Source organism: Arthrobacter globiformis, assembly GCF_030817195.1.
GTDB lineage: Bacteria > Actinomycetota > Actinomycetes > Actinomycetales > Micrococcaceae > Arthrobacter > Arthrobacter globiformis_D.
The window spans coordinates 184,620-202,228 of record NZ_JAUSYZ010000001.1; the positions used below are offsets into that span (position 1 = coordinate 184,620).

General features: G+C 65.1%; 19 protein-coding genes. 6 read left to right on the forward strand and 13 right to left on the reverse strand.

Features of this window, described 5'->3' with window-relative positions; all coding sequences use genetic code 11:
- Positions 1–5 precede the first annotated feature (5 nt).
- Complete coding sequence (locus QF036_RS00905; protein ID WP_307098382.1) at positions 6–440, forward strand: DoxX family protein; 435 nt, start codon at positions 6–8, stop codon at positions 438–440.
- Between the two features lie 167 nt (positions 441–607).
- On the opposite strand, the gene aztD is transcribed toward QF036_RS00905, so the two are convergent.
- A complete protein-coding gene (aztD, locus tag QF036_RS00910) occupies positions 608–1,885 on the reverse strand; it encodes a zinc metallochaperone AztD (RefSeq protein ID WP_307098384.1) in 1,278 nt (425 codons plus the stop codon).
- A 240-nt stretch (positions 1,886–2,125) separates the two neighbouring features.
- Between aztD and QF036_RS00915 the strand changes: the two genes are divergently transcribed.
- Positions 2,126–3,100 (forward strand): acyl-CoA thioesterase, encoded by a 975-nt coding sequence (locus QF036_RS00915; protein WP_307098386.1) that lies wholly within the window; start codon positions 2,126–2,128, stop codon positions 3,098–3,100.
- A gap of 67 nt (positions 3,101–3,167) precedes the next feature.
- Here QF036_RS00915 and dnaB read toward each other — a convergent pair whose 3' ends face one another.
- Positions 3,168–4,553 carry a replicative DNA helicase gene (gene dnaB, locus QF036_RS00920; protein ID WP_003800110.1) on the reverse strand — a complete coding sequence of 462 codons (1,386 nt, stop codon included), beginning with the start codon at positions 4,551–4,553 and terminating at the stop codon, positions 3,168–3,170.
- A 709-nt stretch (positions 4,554–5,262) separates the two neighbouring features.
- Here dnaB and QF036_RS00925 point away from each other — a divergent pair.
- Both QF036_RS00925 and QF036_RS00930 read left to right on the forward strand, forming a co-directional pair.
- The gene (locus tag QF036_RS00925) at positions 5,263–5,673 is read left to right on the forward strand and encodes a hypothetical protein (RefSeq protein ID WP_307098388.1); all 411 of its coding nucleotides are present in this window, start codon (positions 5,263–5,265) and stop codon (positions 5,671–5,673) included.
- 2 nt (positions 5,674–5,675) lie between these two features.
- Positions 5,676–6,242, forward strand: a complete 567-nt coding sequence (locus QF036_RS00930) for a hypothetical protein (protein WP_307098389.1) — start codon at positions 5,676–5,678, stop codon at positions 6,240–6,242.
- A gap of 39 nt (positions 6,243–6,281) precedes the next feature.
- On the opposite strand, the gene QF036_RS00935 is transcribed toward QF036_RS00930, so the two are convergent.
- Positions 6,282–6,629, reverse strand: a complete 348-nt coding sequence (locus QF036_RS00935; RefSeq protein WP_307098391.1) for a TFIIB-type zinc ribbon-containing protein — start codon at positions 6,627–6,629, stop codon at positions 6,282–6,284.
- Positions 6,630–6,656: 27 nt separating this feature from the next.
- Complete coding sequence (locus QF036_RS00940) at positions 6,657–7,292, reverse strand: FMN reductase (RefSeq protein ID WP_307098392.1); 636 nt, start codon at positions 7,290–7,292, stop codon at positions 6,657–6,659.
- 83 nt (positions 7,293–7,375) lie between these two features.
- On the opposite strand from QF036_RS00940, the gene QF036_RS00945 reads away from it, so the two are divergent.
- Positions 7,376–7,609: a DUF1801 domain-containing protein gene (locus tag QF036_RS00945; protein ID WP_307098394.1), complete on the forward strand. Its 234-nt coding sequence runs from the start codon at positions 7,376–7,378 to the stop codon at positions 7,607–7,609.
- Positions 7,610–7,729: 120 nt separating this feature from the next.
- Here the strand turns inward: QF036_RS00945 and rplI are convergent, their stop codons facing one another.
- The 5 genes from rplI to QF036_RS00970 form a co-directional block, all read right to left on the reverse strand.
- Positions 7,730–8,182, reverse strand: coding sequence for a 50S ribosomal protein L9 (gene rplI, locus QF036_RS00950; RefSeq protein WP_011693939.1), 453 nt, complete (start codon positions 8,180–8,182; stop codon positions 7,730–7,732).
- Positions 8,183–8,200: 18 nt separating this feature from the next.
- Positions 8,201–8,440 (reverse strand): 30S ribosomal protein S18, encoded by a 240-nt coding sequence (gene rpsR, locus QF036_RS00955; protein ID WP_003800144.1) that lies wholly within the window; start codon positions 8,438–8,440, stop codon positions 8,201–8,203.
- A gap of 130 nt (positions 8,441–8,570) precedes the next feature.
- Positions 8,571–9,152 carry a single-stranded DNA-binding protein gene (locus QF036_RS00960; protein ID WP_003800146.1) on the reverse strand — a complete coding sequence of 194 codons (582 nt, stop codon included), beginning with the start codon at positions 9,150–9,152 and terminating at the stop codon, positions 8,571–8,573.
- A 55-nt stretch (positions 9,153–9,207) separates the two neighbouring features.
- Positions 9,208–9,513 carry a 30S ribosomal protein S6 gene (rpsF, locus tag QF036_RS00965; RefSeq protein WP_003800148.1) on the reverse strand — a complete coding sequence of 102 codons (306 nt, stop codon included), beginning with the start codon at positions 9,511–9,513 and terminating at the stop codon, positions 9,208–9,210.
- Between the two features lie 235 nt (positions 9,514–9,748).
- On the reverse strand, positions 9,749–12,253 hold the full coding sequence (locus tag QF036_RS00970; RefSeq protein WP_307098396.1) for a hypothetical protein: 2,505 nt from the start codon (positions 12,251–12,253) through the stop codon (positions 9,749–9,751).
- 114 nt (positions 12,254–12,367) lie between these two features.
- On the opposite strand from QF036_RS00970, the gene QF036_RS00975 reads away from it, so the two are divergent.
- The gene (locus tag QF036_RS00975) at positions 12,368–12,703 is read left to right on the forward strand and encodes a YnfA family protein (protein WP_307098398.1); all 336 of its coding nucleotides are present in this window, start codon (positions 12,368–12,370) and stop codon (positions 12,701–12,703) included.
- A 93-nt stretch (positions 12,704–12,796) separates the two neighbouring features.
- On the opposite strand, the gene QF036_RS00980 is transcribed toward QF036_RS00975, so the two are convergent.
- The 4 genes from QF036_RS00980 to QF036_RS00995 all read right to left on the reverse strand — a co-directional run bounded on the left by QF036_RS00980 (position 12,797) and on the right by QF036_RS00995 (position 17,590).
- A complete protein-coding gene (locus tag QF036_RS00980; protein ID WP_307098400.1) occupies positions 12,797–14,227 on the reverse strand; it encodes an amino acid permease in 1,431 nt (476 codons plus the stop codon).
- Between the two features lie 237 nt (positions 14,228–14,464).
- Complete coding sequence (locus QF036_RS00985) at positions 14,465–15,814, reverse strand: M18 family aminopeptidase (RefSeq protein ID WP_307098402.1); 1,350 nt, start codon at positions 15,812–15,814, stop codon at positions 14,465–14,467.
- A 21-nt stretch (positions 15,815–15,835) separates the two neighbouring features.
- Positions 15,836–16,777, reverse strand: coding sequence for an intradiol ring-cleavage dioxygenase (locus QF036_RS00990; protein ID WP_307098404.1), 942 nt, complete (start codon positions 16,775–16,777; stop codon positions 15,836–15,838).
- 84 nt (positions 16,778–16,861) lie between these two features.
- On the reverse strand, positions 16,862–17,590 hold the full coding sequence (locus QF036_RS00995) for a response regulator (protein ID WP_307098406.1): 729 nt from the start codon (positions 17,588–17,590) through the stop codon (positions 16,862–16,864).
- Positions 17,591–17,609: the final 19 nt, after the last annotated feature.

Below are 17,609 nucleotides of genomic sequence, written 5' to 3' on the forward strand. Positions count from 1 at the left end.
TCTCCATGAACCAGCCCACCCAGACCACCACAGCCCTGACGATCCTGCGAGTGATCGCGGGATTCCTCTTCGCCGCGCACGGCTGGCAGAAGTTCAACGAATTCACCATCGCCGGCACGCAGGCATCCTTCGCCAAGATGGGGGTCCCGGCCGCTGAGGTCGCCGCCCCGATCGTCGCCACGCTGGAACTGGTGGGCGGCATCGCCCTCATCCTCGGCGTGCTGACCCGCGTCTTCGCCGCCCTGCTCGCCCTGGACATGCTTGGCGCCCTCTTCCTGGTTCACGCTTCGGCCGGAGTTTTCGTGGCCAACGGCGGCTACGAGCTGGTTCTCCTGCTTGCAGCCGGGGCAGCGGCCATCGCCCTTGCCGGAGCCGGCCGCATCTCGGCGGACGCAGCCCTGTTCGGCCGCAGCGATTCAAAGCTCAAGGTTCTCGCGTAACAATTCCCGGCTATGCTGCACCGCTCCAGGGCGGTGACTGTCCAGGAAACAACGACGGCGGCCGCCCGCCTGGCACCAAAGCGCCAGGCGGGCGGCCGCGGTCGTTTAATGTCTTTCCGTGGTTTCGGCCGGTTGCTGTCAGCTCAGCCGGTATTGATGTCTGTTGTTCAGCCAGTGACGCCCGTCAGTTCATCCGGCGTGTGGGCCAGCGTTGCTGTGCGGACGATCTTTCCCGCCTTCAGGTCAACGGCGTGCAGTTTCCGCGTGGCCGGTTCGGTTACGTAGGCCATGGAGCCCTGGACGTACAAGGTGGGCCGCGGGTCCTGCCACGCCTCGGGCTCCTGCCAGGCCGGCACGACGGGAATCGTGGACTCGGTGGCGCCGGTCAGCGGGTTGAGAACATGCAGCGCGCCGTCGGTGCCGAGGACCAGCGCCTTCCCGGCCGGCCCGCGTCCCAGCGACCGGAAGGAATAGCTGGTCCCTAGTTCCACCAGCTTCAGAACCTTTGTGTCGGTGTTCACTAGTGAAATCCTGGTGGGCCGCTCCGGTACCGCTTCCTTGTCCACCTTGTAGTCGCCCAGCACCACAGGCGACGCCGGCGAGCCGGCCTGGTTGCCCATCCTGCCATAGGCGTCCGGGCTGGAGACCTTGGCGAACTTGCCGTCCTTGAATATCAGCATCCCGTCCTCGCATCCGAAGATCACGGTACTTTCGCCAGCCACCGCCTCACCGTGGACGCCAGGGCAGTTCGGGCTCCGGAGGATCTCCTTGCGGTCCTGGCCTGCGGCCTGCCCCAGGAGGGCCACGGCGCTGCGGGCATTCTCGTCCCCCACTGTCACCAGCAGCTTGCCGTCATCCAGTTCCACAGCCACGCCGTGGTGGGCTTCGGGCGCGGTGTAGGTCGCCGTCTCCGGAAGCCCGTCATCCGCCAGGGCTCCGAGGGCGGCCGATTCAAAGGACTCCACCTTGCCGGACCCATCACTGAAGAGGACGGTCCTGCCCGCGTGCCGCACCACATGGCCCGGCTTGCTAGCCCCGAACGCGTGATCCGTCAGTGCTGGCTGGGCGGCATAGGAATGGCCATGGTCGCCATGCTGCTCGGTCCAGGTGCCGGCATCGAGAACGCGGAACGAGTCGCCCGCCGCCACCAGGACGTGGCGGCCGTCCCCCGCAGGGCTGATGCGGTTGTAGCCCTCCATTGCAACGTCCCCCGCGGGCTTAAGGGTTGCCGCGTCCAGCACTCCGACACCGCCAGCGTAGGTGAAGACCAGGCGCGGCTCAGGGGCGCGAAGCTCGGTCGGTTCTGCGGTCCCCTCAAGCGGGGAGGGACTGGCAGAGCTTTCGGCGGCACTCTGCGCGGGGCCGGCGGCGCAGCCTGACAGCAGCAGGACAGCTCCGCAGGCGGCGGCCACCGGCGCTGCGAGCGGCCCTTTGAGGGACGCCACGAATGGCTTTTTGGACACCCTTGCGAATGGGCCCTCTGAGCGGCGGCGCATGGTGGTCGCGGCAGGAAAACTGAATCGTCTCGTCAACATGACACTAATGATAATCATTATTATTAACGCTTCGACCATTCCGGTTCTTGCATGACGCAGGATTCAGGGCCTGGGCGCCTCATGGCGTCGATGAGCACGTTTGTGAAGGCCCGGATCAGACTCAAGGACGGCGGTCAGTAAACTGCGACCATGAGCAAGACTGCTGCCAACTCAGTAACCCTTCGCTTCCTTGCCGCCCCCATGGACGTGGGCCACAGCGGATCCGTCGACGCCGGCACGGTGCTCGAGTGGGTGGACAAGGCGGCATATGCGGCCGCCGTCGGCTGGGCCAAGTCCTACTGCGTCACCGCCTACGTGGGGAACATCCACTTTGCCGACCCGGTGAACATTGGCGACATGGTTGAGGTCACGGCCACCATCGTCTACACCGGACGCTCCTCCATGCATATCCGGACGGTGGTTTCTTCCGGGGACCCCAAGGGCGGGCCGGCCACCATGCGCAGCCAGTGCATGGTGATCTTTGTGGCGGTTGGCGAGGACGGAAAACCCGTCCCGGTTAAGCAGTTCGAGCCGGTAACGGCGGAGGAACTGGAACAGCGGGACCACGCCCTGGCACGGATCGAGATCCGCGAGCAGATCGTCGAAGCCATGAGCGCCCAGGAATATACAGATGCCGGCACCGCCGAGCGCGTCGTCCTGCGGTTCATGGCAGCGCCCACCGACGTGAACTGGGGCGGAAAAGTCCATGGCGGCATCGTCATGAAATGGATCGACGAAGCCGCGTATGTTTGCGCCTCACGCTACTGCGGCCGGGACACGGTGGCAGTCTTCTCCGGCGGCGTGCGCTTCTACCGGCCGCTGCTGATTGGCCACGTGGTGGAGGTGGAGGCACGGCTGGTCTACACGGGCACCAAGGGCATGCACGTTGCCGTACATGTCCGGTCCGGGGACCCCAAGGGCCGTGAAATGAACCTGACCACCTACTGCCTCACCGTGATGGTCGCCCGCGACGCCGAGGGCACCTCGGTCCCCATCCCTGCATGGACCCCCGTGTCCGAGGAGGACAAGCGGCTTCATGCCCACGCTCGGGAGCTCCTGGAAATCCGGGCAGCAGCCCCGGGGAACAGGCTGCCCAACCATCTGCTGCAGTCGCAACGGCACTAGCACCGGCAGCCTGCGCTGCCCCCCTCGGACACTGCCCCCGCGGAGGGCAGGCCGGAGCCGCCGCAGCCTAGAAGCCGCCGCCTCCGCCGGCATCCCCAGCCATGTTGGCGAACCGCGAGTAATGGCCCTGGAAGGCGACCACGATGTCCTTGGTGGGGCCGTTACGGTGTTTGGCCACGAGGATGTCTGCCTCGCCGGCCCGCGGGGACTCCTTGTCATAGACGTCCTCGCGGTGCAGCAGAATCACCATGTCGGCGTCCTGCTCGATGGATCCGGATTCACGCAGGTCCGAGACCATGGGGCGCTTGTCCTGGCGCTGTTCAGAACCACGGTTCAGCTGCGACAGCGCGATGACGGGGACCTGGAGTTCCTTCGCGAGCAGCTTCAGCGCACGGGAGAACTCGGAGACTTCCTGCTGGCGGGACTCCACCTTCTTGCCCGAACTCATGAGCTGCAGGTAGTCAAGGATCACGAGTTTGAGGTCGTGCTGCTGCTTGAGGCGGCGGCACTTGGCCCGGATCTCCATGAGGGACATGTTGGGGCTGTCATCAATGAACAGCGGGGCATCATTCATGCGCCCCATGGTGGTGGCAATCTTGGACCACTGCTCATCCTTGATGGTGCCCTTGCGAAGGTCCTGAAGGCCGATGGTGGCCTCGGCCGACAGGAGGCGCATGGCGATCTCGTTGCGCCCCATTTCCAGCGAGAACATCACCGTGCTGAGGTTGTTCTTGATGGCAGCCGAGCGGGCAAAGTCCAGCGCGAAGGTGGACTTACCCACGGCGGGCCGGGCGGCAATGACGATCATCTGGCCCGGATGCAGCCCGTGCGTCAGCTCGTCCAGCTCGTAGAAGCCGGTGGGAACGCCCACCATGCCCTCGCCGCGGTGGCCGGAGGCTTCGATCTCATCCACCGTGGACTCCATGACGTCCTTCAGGACGACGTAGTCTTCCGCCGTGCGGCGCTCGGCGACCGCGTAGACCTCCGCCTGGGCCTGGTTGACCAGGTCTTCGACTTCGCCGTCCTGCCCGTACCCGAGCTGCACGATCTTGGTGCCGGCATTGACCAGCCGCCGGAGCACGGCGCGCTCGGCCACAATCTCGGCGTAGTAGCCTGCGTTCGCGGCCGTGGGTACCGTCTGAATGAGCTCATGGAGGTAGGCCGGTCCGCCGATCCGGTTGATCTCGCCGCGCTTGGTCAGCTCGTCGGACACGGTGACGGCATCCGCGGGTTCTCCGCGGCCATAGAGGTCGATGACGGCCTCATAGATGGTTTCGTGGGCAGGGCGGTAGAAGTCCTGCCCACGTAGGATCTCAACCACGTCCGCAATGGCGTCCTTGGAAAGCATCATGCCGCCCAGGACGGACTGTTCGGCGGGGATATCCTGGGGAGGTTTACGGCTGCCTTCGGATTCGCGGGTACCTTCGATTGAGTCCAGGTGCGTAACTGACAAAGCTGCCGTCCTCCATTGTGTCCACAGTCCGTACAGGAGGACTGCGGCGCGTGTGCCGTGTGCCGTGGGTGGGCCGCGCAGCAAGGATCTGCTGCCCGGGCTAATGCAACTACACCAGCAGGCCCTGACATTTTTCGGTCCAGGCCGTTGAACCCCGGCGACGCCTCATCCACAGGTTTTCCACAGGGCAGCACGAAATCTCCCGAAGCCCGGCTGTTCACCGGCTCCGGTCTTCAGGCCGGCAGGGAAAACTCACCCGAATGGGGTGTCTCCGCTACGTTAGCGCCCGGCTGCCCACTCACAAAGCCGGCCGTTTCGCACCTCTGTGGATAAGGTGTGCACAACAGACTGCTGCTTGTGCACAGCCTGTGGGGGAAGCTGTGGATAGTAATTTTCTTATCGGCATATATGCGGCCTGAGCTGCGGAAACATCCAGATTCTCCTGTGGACAAATTTAAATTTTTCGCCAACCTTCATCCACAGCCTTAACCGCCTGCTGGGGATACCGGCCGGTAAGTTCGCCCCAGGAGGGCGTTTTCGCCACCTGCATTCCCACTTTGTGATGCGGATCACCGGCATATGACGGGGCCGTCCACACATGCATGCCCTCTGGACGAATCTTCCAATCGGGGGCGATCACCGGAGGGCAGCATTATGCGCAGCCGGGCATATGCTGTGGATAACACGGATCTGGCGTTAAGCTCTAGGTATGGGCGACGTTCTGACAGTCTTGGTTCCTGCCCTTGTCCTCGCCGCAGCCCTCTGGGCTCTCGCTACGGCATTGAAGCCGCGGGATGGGGGCATGTCCGACGCGGACCGCTACCAGCTGGATCTGGCCCGGCGTTCCCAGGCCCACTACGCAGCCCAGGTTCAGGCGGCCATGGCGGCCCGGGCACGCATAGAGGCGGCAGCCCTGCCCAGCCAGAACCGGCAGCAGCAGATCCAGCAGCAGAACCAGCACCCTGCGGCACTTGGGCCAGGGACAATGCTGAACCCGCAGCTGGCGCTGGAGCTGCAGACATTGGTGCGCAACGGGCAGAAGCTCCAGGCCATCAGGCTTTTGCGCCAGGCCACCCATTCAAACCTTTTGACCGCCAAGCAATATGTAGATCGGCTGTAACCATGGAATCGCTCCTGATCCCCTTCCTGATCCTCGTGGCCGTGGCTGCCGCCGTGGCCCTCGGGGCACGTGCGTTCAGCCGCCGCCGGCGCACGGTCACGGAGCCGGCCAAACCGCCGGCGGAATCCGCGGAGCTCGCAAGGGAAGCCGCAGCAAAGCTGTCCGAGGACGAACACAGGCGCCTGTATGCGCTCATTGCCCAGGGCCAGGCCATGGCGGCGATCAAGCTGTACTACGAGGTGTCAGGACAGGGCTTGCGCGCATCGCGGGACGCGGTGGCCGCGCTGGCAGCCCATCCGCAGCCTTTCCGCTCACCGGCCCAGGAACCCAGCGAACCCGAAGACGACGACGAGCCACCGCAGCGGTTCCCGTACAGGTACCGGGCCATTGCCAGCAAAGGCGATGTCACCCGGGAAGTCAGCAGCAACATGCTCAATGACGAGATCTACGGCCGCATCCGCACGCTCGCCAAGAGCGGCAACGTCGAAGCAGCCGCCACCGCGCTGACCCGGCACTCGGACATCACCATGAAGCAGGCCCGCGAATTCATCGCCCTGCTGGATGACTAGCTGCTGGATGACTAGCTGAGGCCGGGTGGCCGCAGCCACCTAGAAGTCGAACAGGTCCCCCAGCCAGCCTTCCTTCTTCTTGTGGCGGCGGCGGTCATGGTCGCGGTCGTATCCCTTGCCGTAGCTGCGGTCGTCGTAGCGCGGCTGGTCACGCCGCGGTTCGACGTTGCGGTACAGCGGCGGAGGAACCATGCCGGGCGCGGGTGAGGCCGGAGTAGGGAGAACGGGCGCCGGAGGTGCCGCCGGAGCCCCCGCGTTGACCCGGTCGATGACCTTGTCCAGTTCGCCGCGGTCCAGCCACACACCCCGGCACTGCGGGCAGTAGTCGATTTCCACGCCGCTGCGTTCGCTCATTACCAGGTCTGAAGAATCAATGGGACATTTCATGCCCGGCACAACGAGCGGGTACTGCGATTAGTTCGCGTTACCCCCCGCCGAGATCCCGGCCAGCAGCTGTTCAAAGGGCAGCGACTCCAGCAGGGCCGGCTTGCGGCCCGGTTGGTCCCCTTCCAGGAGGCTGCTGAACTCTGTGGCCGCCCGTTCGATCCGCACCGAAAGGGGGGTTCCGCCGTCGTCCGTGCTTCCCCAGTCCTGGGGGCCGGCGAAGACGGCCGTGGCGGCCGTCCGCGTGCGCAGGTAGCTGAACAGGGGGCGCATGGCGTGGTCGAGCACCATCTGGTGGCGGTCCGTTCCGCCGGTGGCACCCAGGAGGGCAGCCTTGCCGTCCAGGGACTTGGGATCGAGCACGTCAATGAAGGACTTGAACAGCCCGCTGTAGGAGGCACTGAACACCGGTGAGACCGCGATGATGCCGTCGGAGGCCTCCACGGCGGCGATCACCTCTGCCAGCCGGGGCGGGGCAAAGCCCGTGACGAAGTTGTTGGCGATGTCCACGGCCAGTTCACGGAGTTCCACAACGTCCATGGTCACCTCGTAGCCGGCGGCCGTCAGCTCACGCGTGGCGGCGGCGGCCAGCTGGTCGGCAAGCAGGCGGGTCGACGACGGCACTCCCAGGCCGGCGGACAGAACGGTAATGCGGCGGGTCTCCATGGCGGTCTCCTCTGGTTGGCTCTGTACATGCATTTGCATCTACTCGCTCAACCCGGGAGGGCTCGCGTTTATTCCGCTGCCCCGTGGACGAAGGGGACACCGAAGCGGTGGGGTTTTCTCCCCGCAAAGCCAGCCTGTCACTGTATGGGCTAACGAATGCGCCGGAGTCGGCTGCGCTCCTCAAGTGTCTGGGAAAGCACAAGACAGGTGCCGGCTGCCTTTACATCAACAAGCTGGCCGACGTCGACGAAGGCGTTCTGGCCGAGCTGACCAGCATCGGCTACCGCTATGGGACCACAGTACTGCACAGCCAATAGCAGCCGGACGAGAGCCGCAGGAACGACGAAGCCCCCGCCGTCGGCTTTCCCTGGGGAATCCGACGGCGGGGGCCGTCAGCAGTTCAGGACTGCGGAGTAAACCGGCAGATGCCGGATCTACTACTTGCCTGCGACTACGTCGAGTTCGATCACAGCGGCAACGTCGTCGTGCAGACGGACGTTGGCCTGGTAGGAACCAACCGACTTGATGTGTGCCGGCAGTTCAACCTTGCGCTTGTCGATGCGGCCGAGGCCAGCGGCCTCAACAGCGTCGGCCACGTCGCCCTGCTTGACGGTGCCGAACAGGCGTCCGGTCTCGCCAGCCTTGACAACGAGCTTGACCGGCTTGGCGGAGAGTGCAGCGGCCTGCTTCTGAGCGTCTTCCAGGGAAGCGTGCTCGCGGGCAACGCGGGCAGCCTTGATGGACTCAACCTGCTTCTCGCCACCCTTGGACCAGGTCAGAGCGAAACCGCGGGGCAGCAGGAAGTTACGTGCGTAACCGTCCTTGACCTCGACAACGTCGCCAGCAGCACCGAGACCGGTTACTTCGTGGGTCAGAATGAGCTTTGCCATGTTAGTTAATCCCTTTCCTTAGCCCCGGCCAGCGCCGGAGTAGGGCAGCAGAGCAACTTCGCGGGCGTTCTTGATTGCCTGGGCGATCTTGCGCTGCTCCTGCACCGTGACGCCAGTGACGCGACGGGCGCGGATCTTTCCGCGGTCGGAGATGAACTTGCGCAGCAATGCTACGTCCTTGTAGTCGATGACAGTGATGTCAGCGGCCTTCAAGGGGTTGGACTTTGGTTTGGGCTTACGGAGTTCAGCCTTAGCCATCGTGGAGCTCCTATTCTAGGGAGCCCGTGAATCGTGATCCACGGGATGGTGGTGGTCCGATCGCGGCATGCACAAAACGCTCCGCATGGAACGCCATGGCAGATGCCGCGCCGGGCCTTTGTTTTGTTGTTTAGAAGGGAGGTTCGGAATCCGGGCCGTTGCCCCAGCCGCCGCCCGCATTGCTGACTCCGGGCGTGGCCCATGGGTCATCCTGCGCTGCTGCGGGCTGGTTGCCGCCCCAGTTTCCTCCGGTGTTGCCGCCCTGGTTTCCACCCTGGCCGCCACCGAATCCACCGCCACCGAAACCGCCGCTGTTGCCGCCGCCGAAACCGCCCTGCCCGCCGGAGCGCTGGGTGCGGTTGACTTTGGCATTGGCGTAACGCAGGCTCGGGCCGATTTCATCGACTTCGAGCTCGATAACGGTGCGCTTCTCGCCTTCTTTTGTTTCGTAGGAACGGCTCTTCAGGCGGCCGGAAACAATCACGCGGGTGCCCTTGGTGAGGGACTCGGCAACGTTCTCTGCTGCCTCGCGCCAGACTGAAGCGCGGAGGAACAGGGTCTCCCCGTCCTTCCACTCATTGGACTGGCGGTCGAAGGTGCGAGGCGTGGACGCGATGGTGAAGTTCGCTACTGCCGAACCTGACGGTGTGAACCTCAGTTCGGGGTCATTGGTGAGATTACCGATGACCGTAATAGTGGTTTCGCCTGCCATCTACTGCCTCCTTGTTCGTTCCTGCGGTGTAAAGAATGAAAATTGTGAGCTGAAATTACTCAGCAACAACCTTCTGCTCTTCGGGGCGGATGATCTTGGTGCGCATGATGGTCTCGTTGAGACCCAGCTGGCGGTCAAGTTCCTTGGCGGTAGCCGGCGTCGCGGTGAAGTTCACCACGGCGTAGATACCTTCGGACTTCTTCTTGATGTCGTAAGCCAGACGGCGACGGCCCCAGATGTCAACCTTTTCGATGGTTCCACCATCGTTGGTGATGACGTTCAGGAACTTCTGAAGCGACGGCTCTACGGTACGCTCTTCGACCTCGGGGTCGATGATTACCATCAATTCGTAAGGACGCATATGTGAACCCACCTCCTTTGGGCTAAGCGGTTACGGTATTTCCGTAACAGGAGGTTCATTTGCGATGCCGTGCAGGCCCGCGTCCAAAAATGGACCAGGGCGCAGCACAGACTTCACTATCTTAGTGCATCGCGGCGGAATTCCGCGATTCGGACAGCTCCAAGGCTACTGGCCCCGATGGAGGGCCGGAAGCGGCGGGCCGCCTATGTGGAAAACCGCGCAGAAAGCCGCGGCATCAGAACCTGGACAGGGTCACCAGCACCTTGCCCGACTCGACCGACACGTTGCCCCTGACATAGAACTGGACCTTGTCCGTCTCCTTCTCCCACTCGGGATTCGCCTTGCTGAAGGAGGCATTCCGCTCGTAGCTCACCGTGGCCCCGCCGGCCTTGCCTCCGCTGAGCCGCCAAGTGCCATCAAACGACCGGGTAAGCCCGTAGTCGGCGTCGGCGGTGACCGACCACTTCACGTTCCGGACATCGTCGAAGGCAAACCCTGAGAACGGGCAACCCTCCGGTTCGATGTCGGTGGATTTCTCGCACGCGTCCAGCGCGGCGGCTACCTGCCGGGACGTTTCCGCCACCAGCGCATCCGACGCCTTGACGGTAAGCCTGGCCATTTCGGGCGCCTGCAGGAGCGCCCCGGCCGAGACCATCACCTGCTGGTCCTCGACCGAGAGGTACTTCTCGCTGTCGGGAAGTCCTACCGAGTAGGATCCGGGAAACGCCGGGAGACTGATGTTTGTGCCAAAAGCAGTGGCCTCATTTTGACCCGCGGTGACAGTTATTCCGTTGACCGAGACGGCAGCCAGGGGAGCATCGGCGGAGATGATGACATGCTGAAGAGGGAACGCCTCAAGTTTCCAGTGGTCGTCCAAAAGCTCGGGCCGGTTCTTGACGAGGGCGAACGTCTGCTCGTACTTGCGCCCGCCCTGCCTCAGTTCAGCACGGACCTGCGCAGACTCACCGGAAACCTTGGTGGAAATAATCGAGAAGCCGTCGATGCGGTTGGCTGCGGCGCCGAGAACCTCATTCGTCAGGAGGGACCGCTCCTCGTTGGGCACGTCGGGATCCAGTATTTCCAGGGCCTTGCGCGCATCGCCGTCCACGAGTGCCTGGGCGTAGTCCTTCACAGGCTGGTCCGGGCCGGGTTTGACCGCATTGACCGTCACCACCGACCCGACGGCCAGCACCATGACCACACCGACGACGACGGCCGTCACCAGCAGGCGCTTCCTGCCCTTAGCCGTAAGCTGCCGTCCAGCGGGTGCGGTTGCGGGACCGGCTACACCCGGTTGGCTTTCCCCAGTCGGCTGATTCGCAACCCCGCCGCCTGCTGCCGGGCCGGGATAGACGGTGCCCGGATAGCCCTGAGGCCTTGCAGGGAGGACACGGACCAGCCGCTGCAGCCGGGCCGGCACCACCGGCACCACGTAGGGCGCCAGGAAGCGTGCCGAAACTTCGACCAGCAGCCCCCAGCCGAGGAAGACGGCCGGCGACCACCACGCCGGTGCCAGGACATATTGCCCGGCAGCGAGTCCCGGCGCGTCAAAGTCGGCGCGGACGGTCAGGAGAGGCAGCAGCAGCAGTCCCAGAAAGAAGAATCCGGCGGGAACGGGCACCCATGACCGGAAGTCACCGTTTGGGACCTGTCCCCTGCGCAGCAGAACGCAAAGGCCGGAAATAACCGTGCACACCAAGGCCAGTGCCAGCGCCGCCCACGCAGCGCCAGCGAGGTCCGTGCCGGCTGCGTCAGCACCGAAGCCGTAAATGGTCTGGTCCTCGTTCGGGTTCTGCTGCGCCGCGAAAATCTGCGTCGTCTCTGACAGCACGTGGAGGCCTCCGAGATGGCCGGCCACAAGGCCATAACCCGCCGCGTTGCCCATCAGCAGCGGACCGGATAACAGGGCCGCCCAGCCGCCGGAGACGGCGGCAGTGATCCACGCCGCCGGGACGGCGATGACCGAAAACACTGCCGCGTGTACAGCGATGACGGCCAGCGGCAGGTTCAGTCTGCCGCGCAGCAGTGATGCACCACCGTACGCCGCGCGCCGCGAATATGTAGCGTTCCGGGACAGCGCAGACAGCCCGGCAGCAAGAAGGAAGGCCACAACGACTGACCATCCGCCGGCTGCTGAAATGGGATCGACGCTGAATCCGCCTCCGCCGGGAAACCGGACGGCAGCGGCTGCGGCCACACCGTTGACCAGCAGCGCGAAAACCGCGCCGCTGACTGCGGACTGAAGCAGGAGCTGCGGACGGCCGGCGGAAGGAAACCGCAGTTCTGCCAAGCGGCTGGCCAGACAGATGCCCACAGCGCTGACCAGCAGCACCGACAACGGGACCGCATAAATGTGGCCCTCACCCCGGACAGACCCAAGAAAGGGCACCACACCTGACACGGCGGTACCCGCGCTGCCCAAATGCGCCATGGCCACCAGTTGGGCGGCCAATTGGCCCAGCTGGGACCAGCCGTCCGGTGCCTGCTCCGCGGCAATTGCTCCGCCCAGTGCGGGTATCTGGTTGCCCTGGCTGGCGGCAATGCCGGCGAGTGACAGGACCACGGTTGCGAGGCTGAACGTGTACACCGCGACGTAGGAGGCAACCGCAGCGGCAGCGCCGGTCCAAAGCAGGCGGAAATCGAAGAATGAATTGCCCGTTTGCGGGCCGGGAGGTGTTCCAGGTTGATGCGCCGGAAGATCGGGCACGGCAGGCGTGGAAACAGGTGGTTGTTGCGACATTTTCCCCAGATTTCTGTCGGACTCTCACTGATGCTGTGAATCTAGGGGGAATCCGGCGCCGGCGCCAGTCATATGGCCCGGCTGTGGACAACTCCGGCCGGGAATACTGGAGCCATGACGATTCTGAAATCCGTGTTCCTCTTCACCCTGGCTGCCGTGGCGGAGATCGGCGGAGCCTGGCTGATCTGGCAGGCCGTGCGGGAGGACAAGGCGTGGTGGTGGGCCGGACTCGGCATTGTGGCGCTGGGGCTTTACGGCTTCGTGGCCGCTTTCCAGCCGGACGCGCACTTTGGCCGTGTCCTGGCGGCGTATGGCGGGGTGTTCATTGTCGGTTCCCTGGCCTGGGGCATGCTTCTTGACGGGTTCCGGCCCGACCGCTGGGACCTCATCGGGGCCACAGTCTGCCTCGTTGGCGTCGCCGTCATCATGTTCGCCCCAAGGCAGGGCTGACCGCCCAATGGAAAACCATCTGCCCGGTCAGGCCGTAACGGCCAACCGGGCAGATGGTTCAGAAAAGGTGGTTCCAAGAGATGCGGAGCCGGACTACGACGCCGGGCCGGACCCCACGCGTGCCTCCGCGGTTTCGGGGGACGTTTCGGAGGTGGCCTGCACCTCAGCCCGGCCCGGGCCGCCCTTGCGGTAGCGCCACACACCGATGCCGACCACCACGACGGCCAGAGCAACGGAGAGCAGGAGCGACTCGCGGGTGGTATCCAGGATGACCATGCCGATGATGAGCGCCACGATGCTGCCGATGGCCAGCCAGGTGAGGTAGGGGAAGAACCACATCTTCAGCGTCAGGTCCTTGGCCGCCGCCCCCATCCGGCGGCGCAGCACCAGCTGCGACGCTGCAATGACCAGCCAGACAAAGAGCGCGATGGCCCCGGAGGTGTTCACCAGGAACAGGAAAACCGTGTCCGGGGCGATGTAGTTCAGTCCCACGGTGATGAAGCCGACCACGGTGGATGCAAGCACTGCTGCGGCGGGCACCCCGCGCTTGGAGATGCGGGTCCAGGACTTCGGGGCATCCCCGCGCTGCGAGAGCGAGAACAGCATGCGGCTGGCCGTGTAGAGGCCCGAGTTCAGGCAGGAGAGCACCGAGGTCAGCACCACGACGTCCATGATGGTGCCCGCGCCGGGGATACCAAAGAGTTCAATGACCGCGACGTAGGGGCTCTTGGCAACGTTGGCGGAGTTCCAGGGCAGCAGCGTGACAACAATCGCGATGGAGCCGATGTAGAAGACGAGGATGCGCCAGACGGTGGACTTCACGGCCTTCTTGACCGCTTCAACAGGGTTTTCGGATTCACCGGCTGCGATGGTGGCGATCTCGGCCCCGAAGAACGCGAAGACCACCACGAGGATTCCGGCCAGGACGGCTCCCGGGCCGTTGGGGAGAAAGCCGCCGTTGCCCGTCAGGTTGCTCAGGCCAGGCGCCGGGACGCCCGGAACCAGGCCGAGGATCGCCGCCACACCGAAGAGGAGGAACAGGATGATGGCCGTGACCTTGATGGAGGCGAACCAGAACTCGAACTCCCCGTAGGACTTCACCGAGCCGAGGTTGGTCAGCGTGAGCAGGACCATGAGCACCAGCGCCCAGACCCACTGGTCGATGCCGGGCACCCAGCGGTGCATGATGGCCGCGCCGGCGGTCGCCTCGATGCCCAGGACGATGATCCAGAACCACGCATAGAGCCAGCCGATACTGAAGCCCGCCCAGCGGCCCAGCGCCTTGTCCGCGTAGGTGGAGAAGGAACCCGTTTCGGGGTTCGCGGCCGCCATCTCGCCAAGCATCCGCATGACCAAAATGACCACGATGCCTGCGGCCATGTAGGCCAGCAGGATGCCGGGACCGGCCTGCTGGATGGCCGCGCCGGAGCCGACGAACAGGCCGGCGCCGATGACGCCCGCAATGGCGATCATCGACAGGTGCCGGGGTTTTAGGGATTTCGACAGTTGTTGGTCAGCGTGCATGGCTGCGCCATCCTCGTTTTGATTGCAGGTTTTGGGGCGGTGGCCGGGCGGCAGAGTCTGTGCCGGGGACCACACTGTGCGTTTCACACTAAGGGAGCCCGGGGCAGGTCCGGGCTGTGCAAAGACACAGTTTAGGGCACTCGAAAACAGGCGTATTTCCAACCGGACACCCAAGAGAGCAACAAAGGTTTCCTCCAGGGCACTTTTGTAACAGGGTGGAAATCTGTCATCTACGCCCTAGGCGTGCGCTGCGGCTCCAAAGAACAGCTCCGTCACACGGGCAAGGCGGTGCGGATCCTCCACGCCGCAGAGCTCCCTTGCCGAGTGCATCGACAGGAGCGGGACACCCACGTCCACGGTCCTGATGCCCAGCCGGGTGGCCGTCAGCGGGCCGATCGTGGAACCGCACGGCATCACGTTGTTGGAGACAAACTCCTGGAAGGGAACCCCGGCCTCGCCGCACAGCCGCGCCCAGAGTGCAGCCCCGGCGGCGTCGGTGGCGTACCGCTGGTTGGCGTTAATCTTGAGCAGCGGTCCGCCGTTGAGGACGGGACGGTTGACGGGGTCGTGCCGTTCGGCATAGTTGGGGTGGACGGCGTGGCCGGCGTCGGCAGAAACACAGAACGACGCCGCGAACGCCTGCCGCCGCTGGCTCGCCGAGGCGCCCAGCCCGTCCGAGATCCGGACCAGAATGTCTTCCAGGACCGGTCCGGACGCCCCGGACCGGGACGCCGAACCGATTTCTTCGTGATCGAAGGCGGCGAGCACCGCAATCGGTGCGGTTCCCCCGGAAGCCTCCGGGCCGCCGTCGGAAGCGTCAGCGTGCGCGATCAGCGCCGTGATCCCGGCGTGCGTGGCGGACAGGTTGTCCAGCCGCCCGGAGGCGAAGAACTCACTCCTGACCCCGAAAACCGCAGGCGGCTGCGTGTCCGCGATGACGACGTCGTACCCGCCGATCCGGGCCGGATCAAGAGGCGTGCCGTCAGCAGGCGTGCCCTCGCCGGACACCCGTTCGGCCAGCACCGCCAGCAGGTCCTCCCCGCCAGGATCGCCAAGCCCGAACACCGGGTTCATGTGCTGCTGTTTGTCGAGGGTGAGGCCATCATTCACGGCCCGGTCAAGGTGGATGGCCAGCTGCGGAAAGCGCAGCAGCGGACCGGTGGCGGTCAGGTGCTGCGTGCCGTCGAGCATCACGAGGCGCCCGGCCAGCTGCAGTTCCCGGTCCAGCCACGAGTTCAGCAGCGGACCGCCGTAGACCTCCACGCCCGCCTGTAGCCATCCGAAACGGCCCGTGGTCGGCTTGGGCTTGAGCTTAAACGACGGCGAGTCCGTGTGGGCGCCCAGGATGTTGAAGCCGGTGGTGGGTCCGGCACCTTTGGGCGTGACCCATCCGATGAGCGCACCGTCCCGGACGACGTAGAACTTGCCTGCCGTGGCCTCCCAGGGTTGCAGCTCGTCCAGGCCGGTGAAGCCGGCGTCCGCCAGACGCCGCGCGCCCTCGTGGGCGGCGTGAAAGCTCGACGGCGAAGCGCTGACGTAGTCGCCCAGGTCCCGGATGTGCTCTGCTGCGGAGGAATGGAGAGGCATGGCTCCGAGTCTAGCGTTGCCCTAGATAGTGACGTTGAGCCCTGCCGTGTAGCCGCCGGAGACGGATCCCGACATGGTGGCCAGCTGGTAGATGCCGCCGTCCTCGCCGAACACGTTGTCCGACCGCAGCGTGGTGTTGGGGAAATTCCGGGCGCTGGTTTCGTAGCCCGTGGAGGCGTAGACCTCGCGGCACGCGGCGTCGGTCATGGCTATCTGCGAGACAGCAAGGACCTGCCCAGCCGCCGTGGCGTTGTTCATGGACTCGAACACCTCAAAGTGGATGTGCGGCCAGCGGCCGTTGTAGGCGCCCGGGTAGATGGTCTTGAAGGTGACCTGGCCGTTGGCGTCCGCCTCCTGCACGCCGCGCAGGAAGTTCTCGTTCTCCAGCCCCGAATCGTAGAGCGAGTACCGTCCCTCCTTGTCGCAGTGCCAGGCGTAGACGGCCGCGCCGGTCAGCGGGACGCAGCCATTGGCGTTGTCGAGCAGGGTAAGCGTGACGGTCAGAGGTACGCCGTCCGCCGTCGTGGTCGACGTGCCGAAGCTTGAGGTGATGTCCTGCCGGACCACACCGGAGGCTTCCAGGACGTTCGGTCCGTTGGAGCCGTCGCCAGGGTACGGCCCGGCCGTCTCCTGCGGGATCTCGACGCCGCATTCGGCGATCGCCCGGGTGACGGTGGGAGTCGAGGTAGCCGAGGCGGACGGCGCCGTCGTCGTTGCGGTGGCGGAAGCAGTGGCGGTTGCGGCAGCGGAAGCCGACGACGGCGACGGCGATCCTGATGGTGCCGATGATGACCCGCCGGGCGTGCACGCCGCCAGCGCGGCCGCCGTGCCGGCGCCGAGGAACATTCCCAGCGAACGTCGGGACACCAGCGTGGACAGATCGAACTCGAGCCCGCGGTCATGGTTGGGATGCGGCTCGTGCCGGGGCTGGTGTCCGTCGGGTGTGCGTGGCGCAGTCGTCATGGCACCATCCAACTCCAGCCTGCTATGGCCTGCATAGGGCCCGGCTGTGTGGAAGCTGTGGAGCCTGTTTCAGCAATTGCCCGTTCAGTAGTCCGGGTTGCTCGGGGTCACCAGCCCGGTTTCGTAGGCGTACACCACGGCCTGGACGCGGTCACGGAGGTGCAGCTTGGTCAGGATCCGCCGCACATGTGTCTTCACGGTGGCCTCCGACAGGAAATAGCGGTGCGCGATCTCCGCATTGGAAAGCCCCTCGGACATCGCTTCCAGCATCTCGGTTTCGCGGGGAGTGAGGTCCTCCAGCAGCGGGTCGCGGGGAACAGGTGCCGCGGCCGGCGGGGACGCCGCGCCCGGACCGTCCAACGCGGAAACGGGTCCGGCACCGCGGACGTACGTCTCAAGAAGCCGCTGGGTCACCCGGGGCGCCACCACGGCGTCCCCGCTCGCCACCACCCGCACGGCCTGGACCAGTTCGGCGGGTGCCACATCCTTCAGCAGGAAGGCCGAGGCCCCGGCCTGAAGCCCGGCGAAGGCGTACTCGTCCAGGTCGAAAGTGGTCAGGATGATGATCCTGGCACGCGAACCTGAACTGGTGATGGCCCGGGTGGCCTCGATCCCGTCGAGCGTAGGCATCCGGACGTCCATGAGCACGACGTCGGGATCGAGGTGGCCCACCTGGCGGACGGCGTCGGCCCCATCGGAGGCCTCGCCCACCACCTCAAGTCCGTCCTCACCCTCCAGAATGAGCCGGAAACCCATCCGCAGCAGCGGCTGGTCATCCGCCAGCAGGACCCGGAGGCGTCCGGATTCGTTCATTTGTTCCCCCATTTGCCGT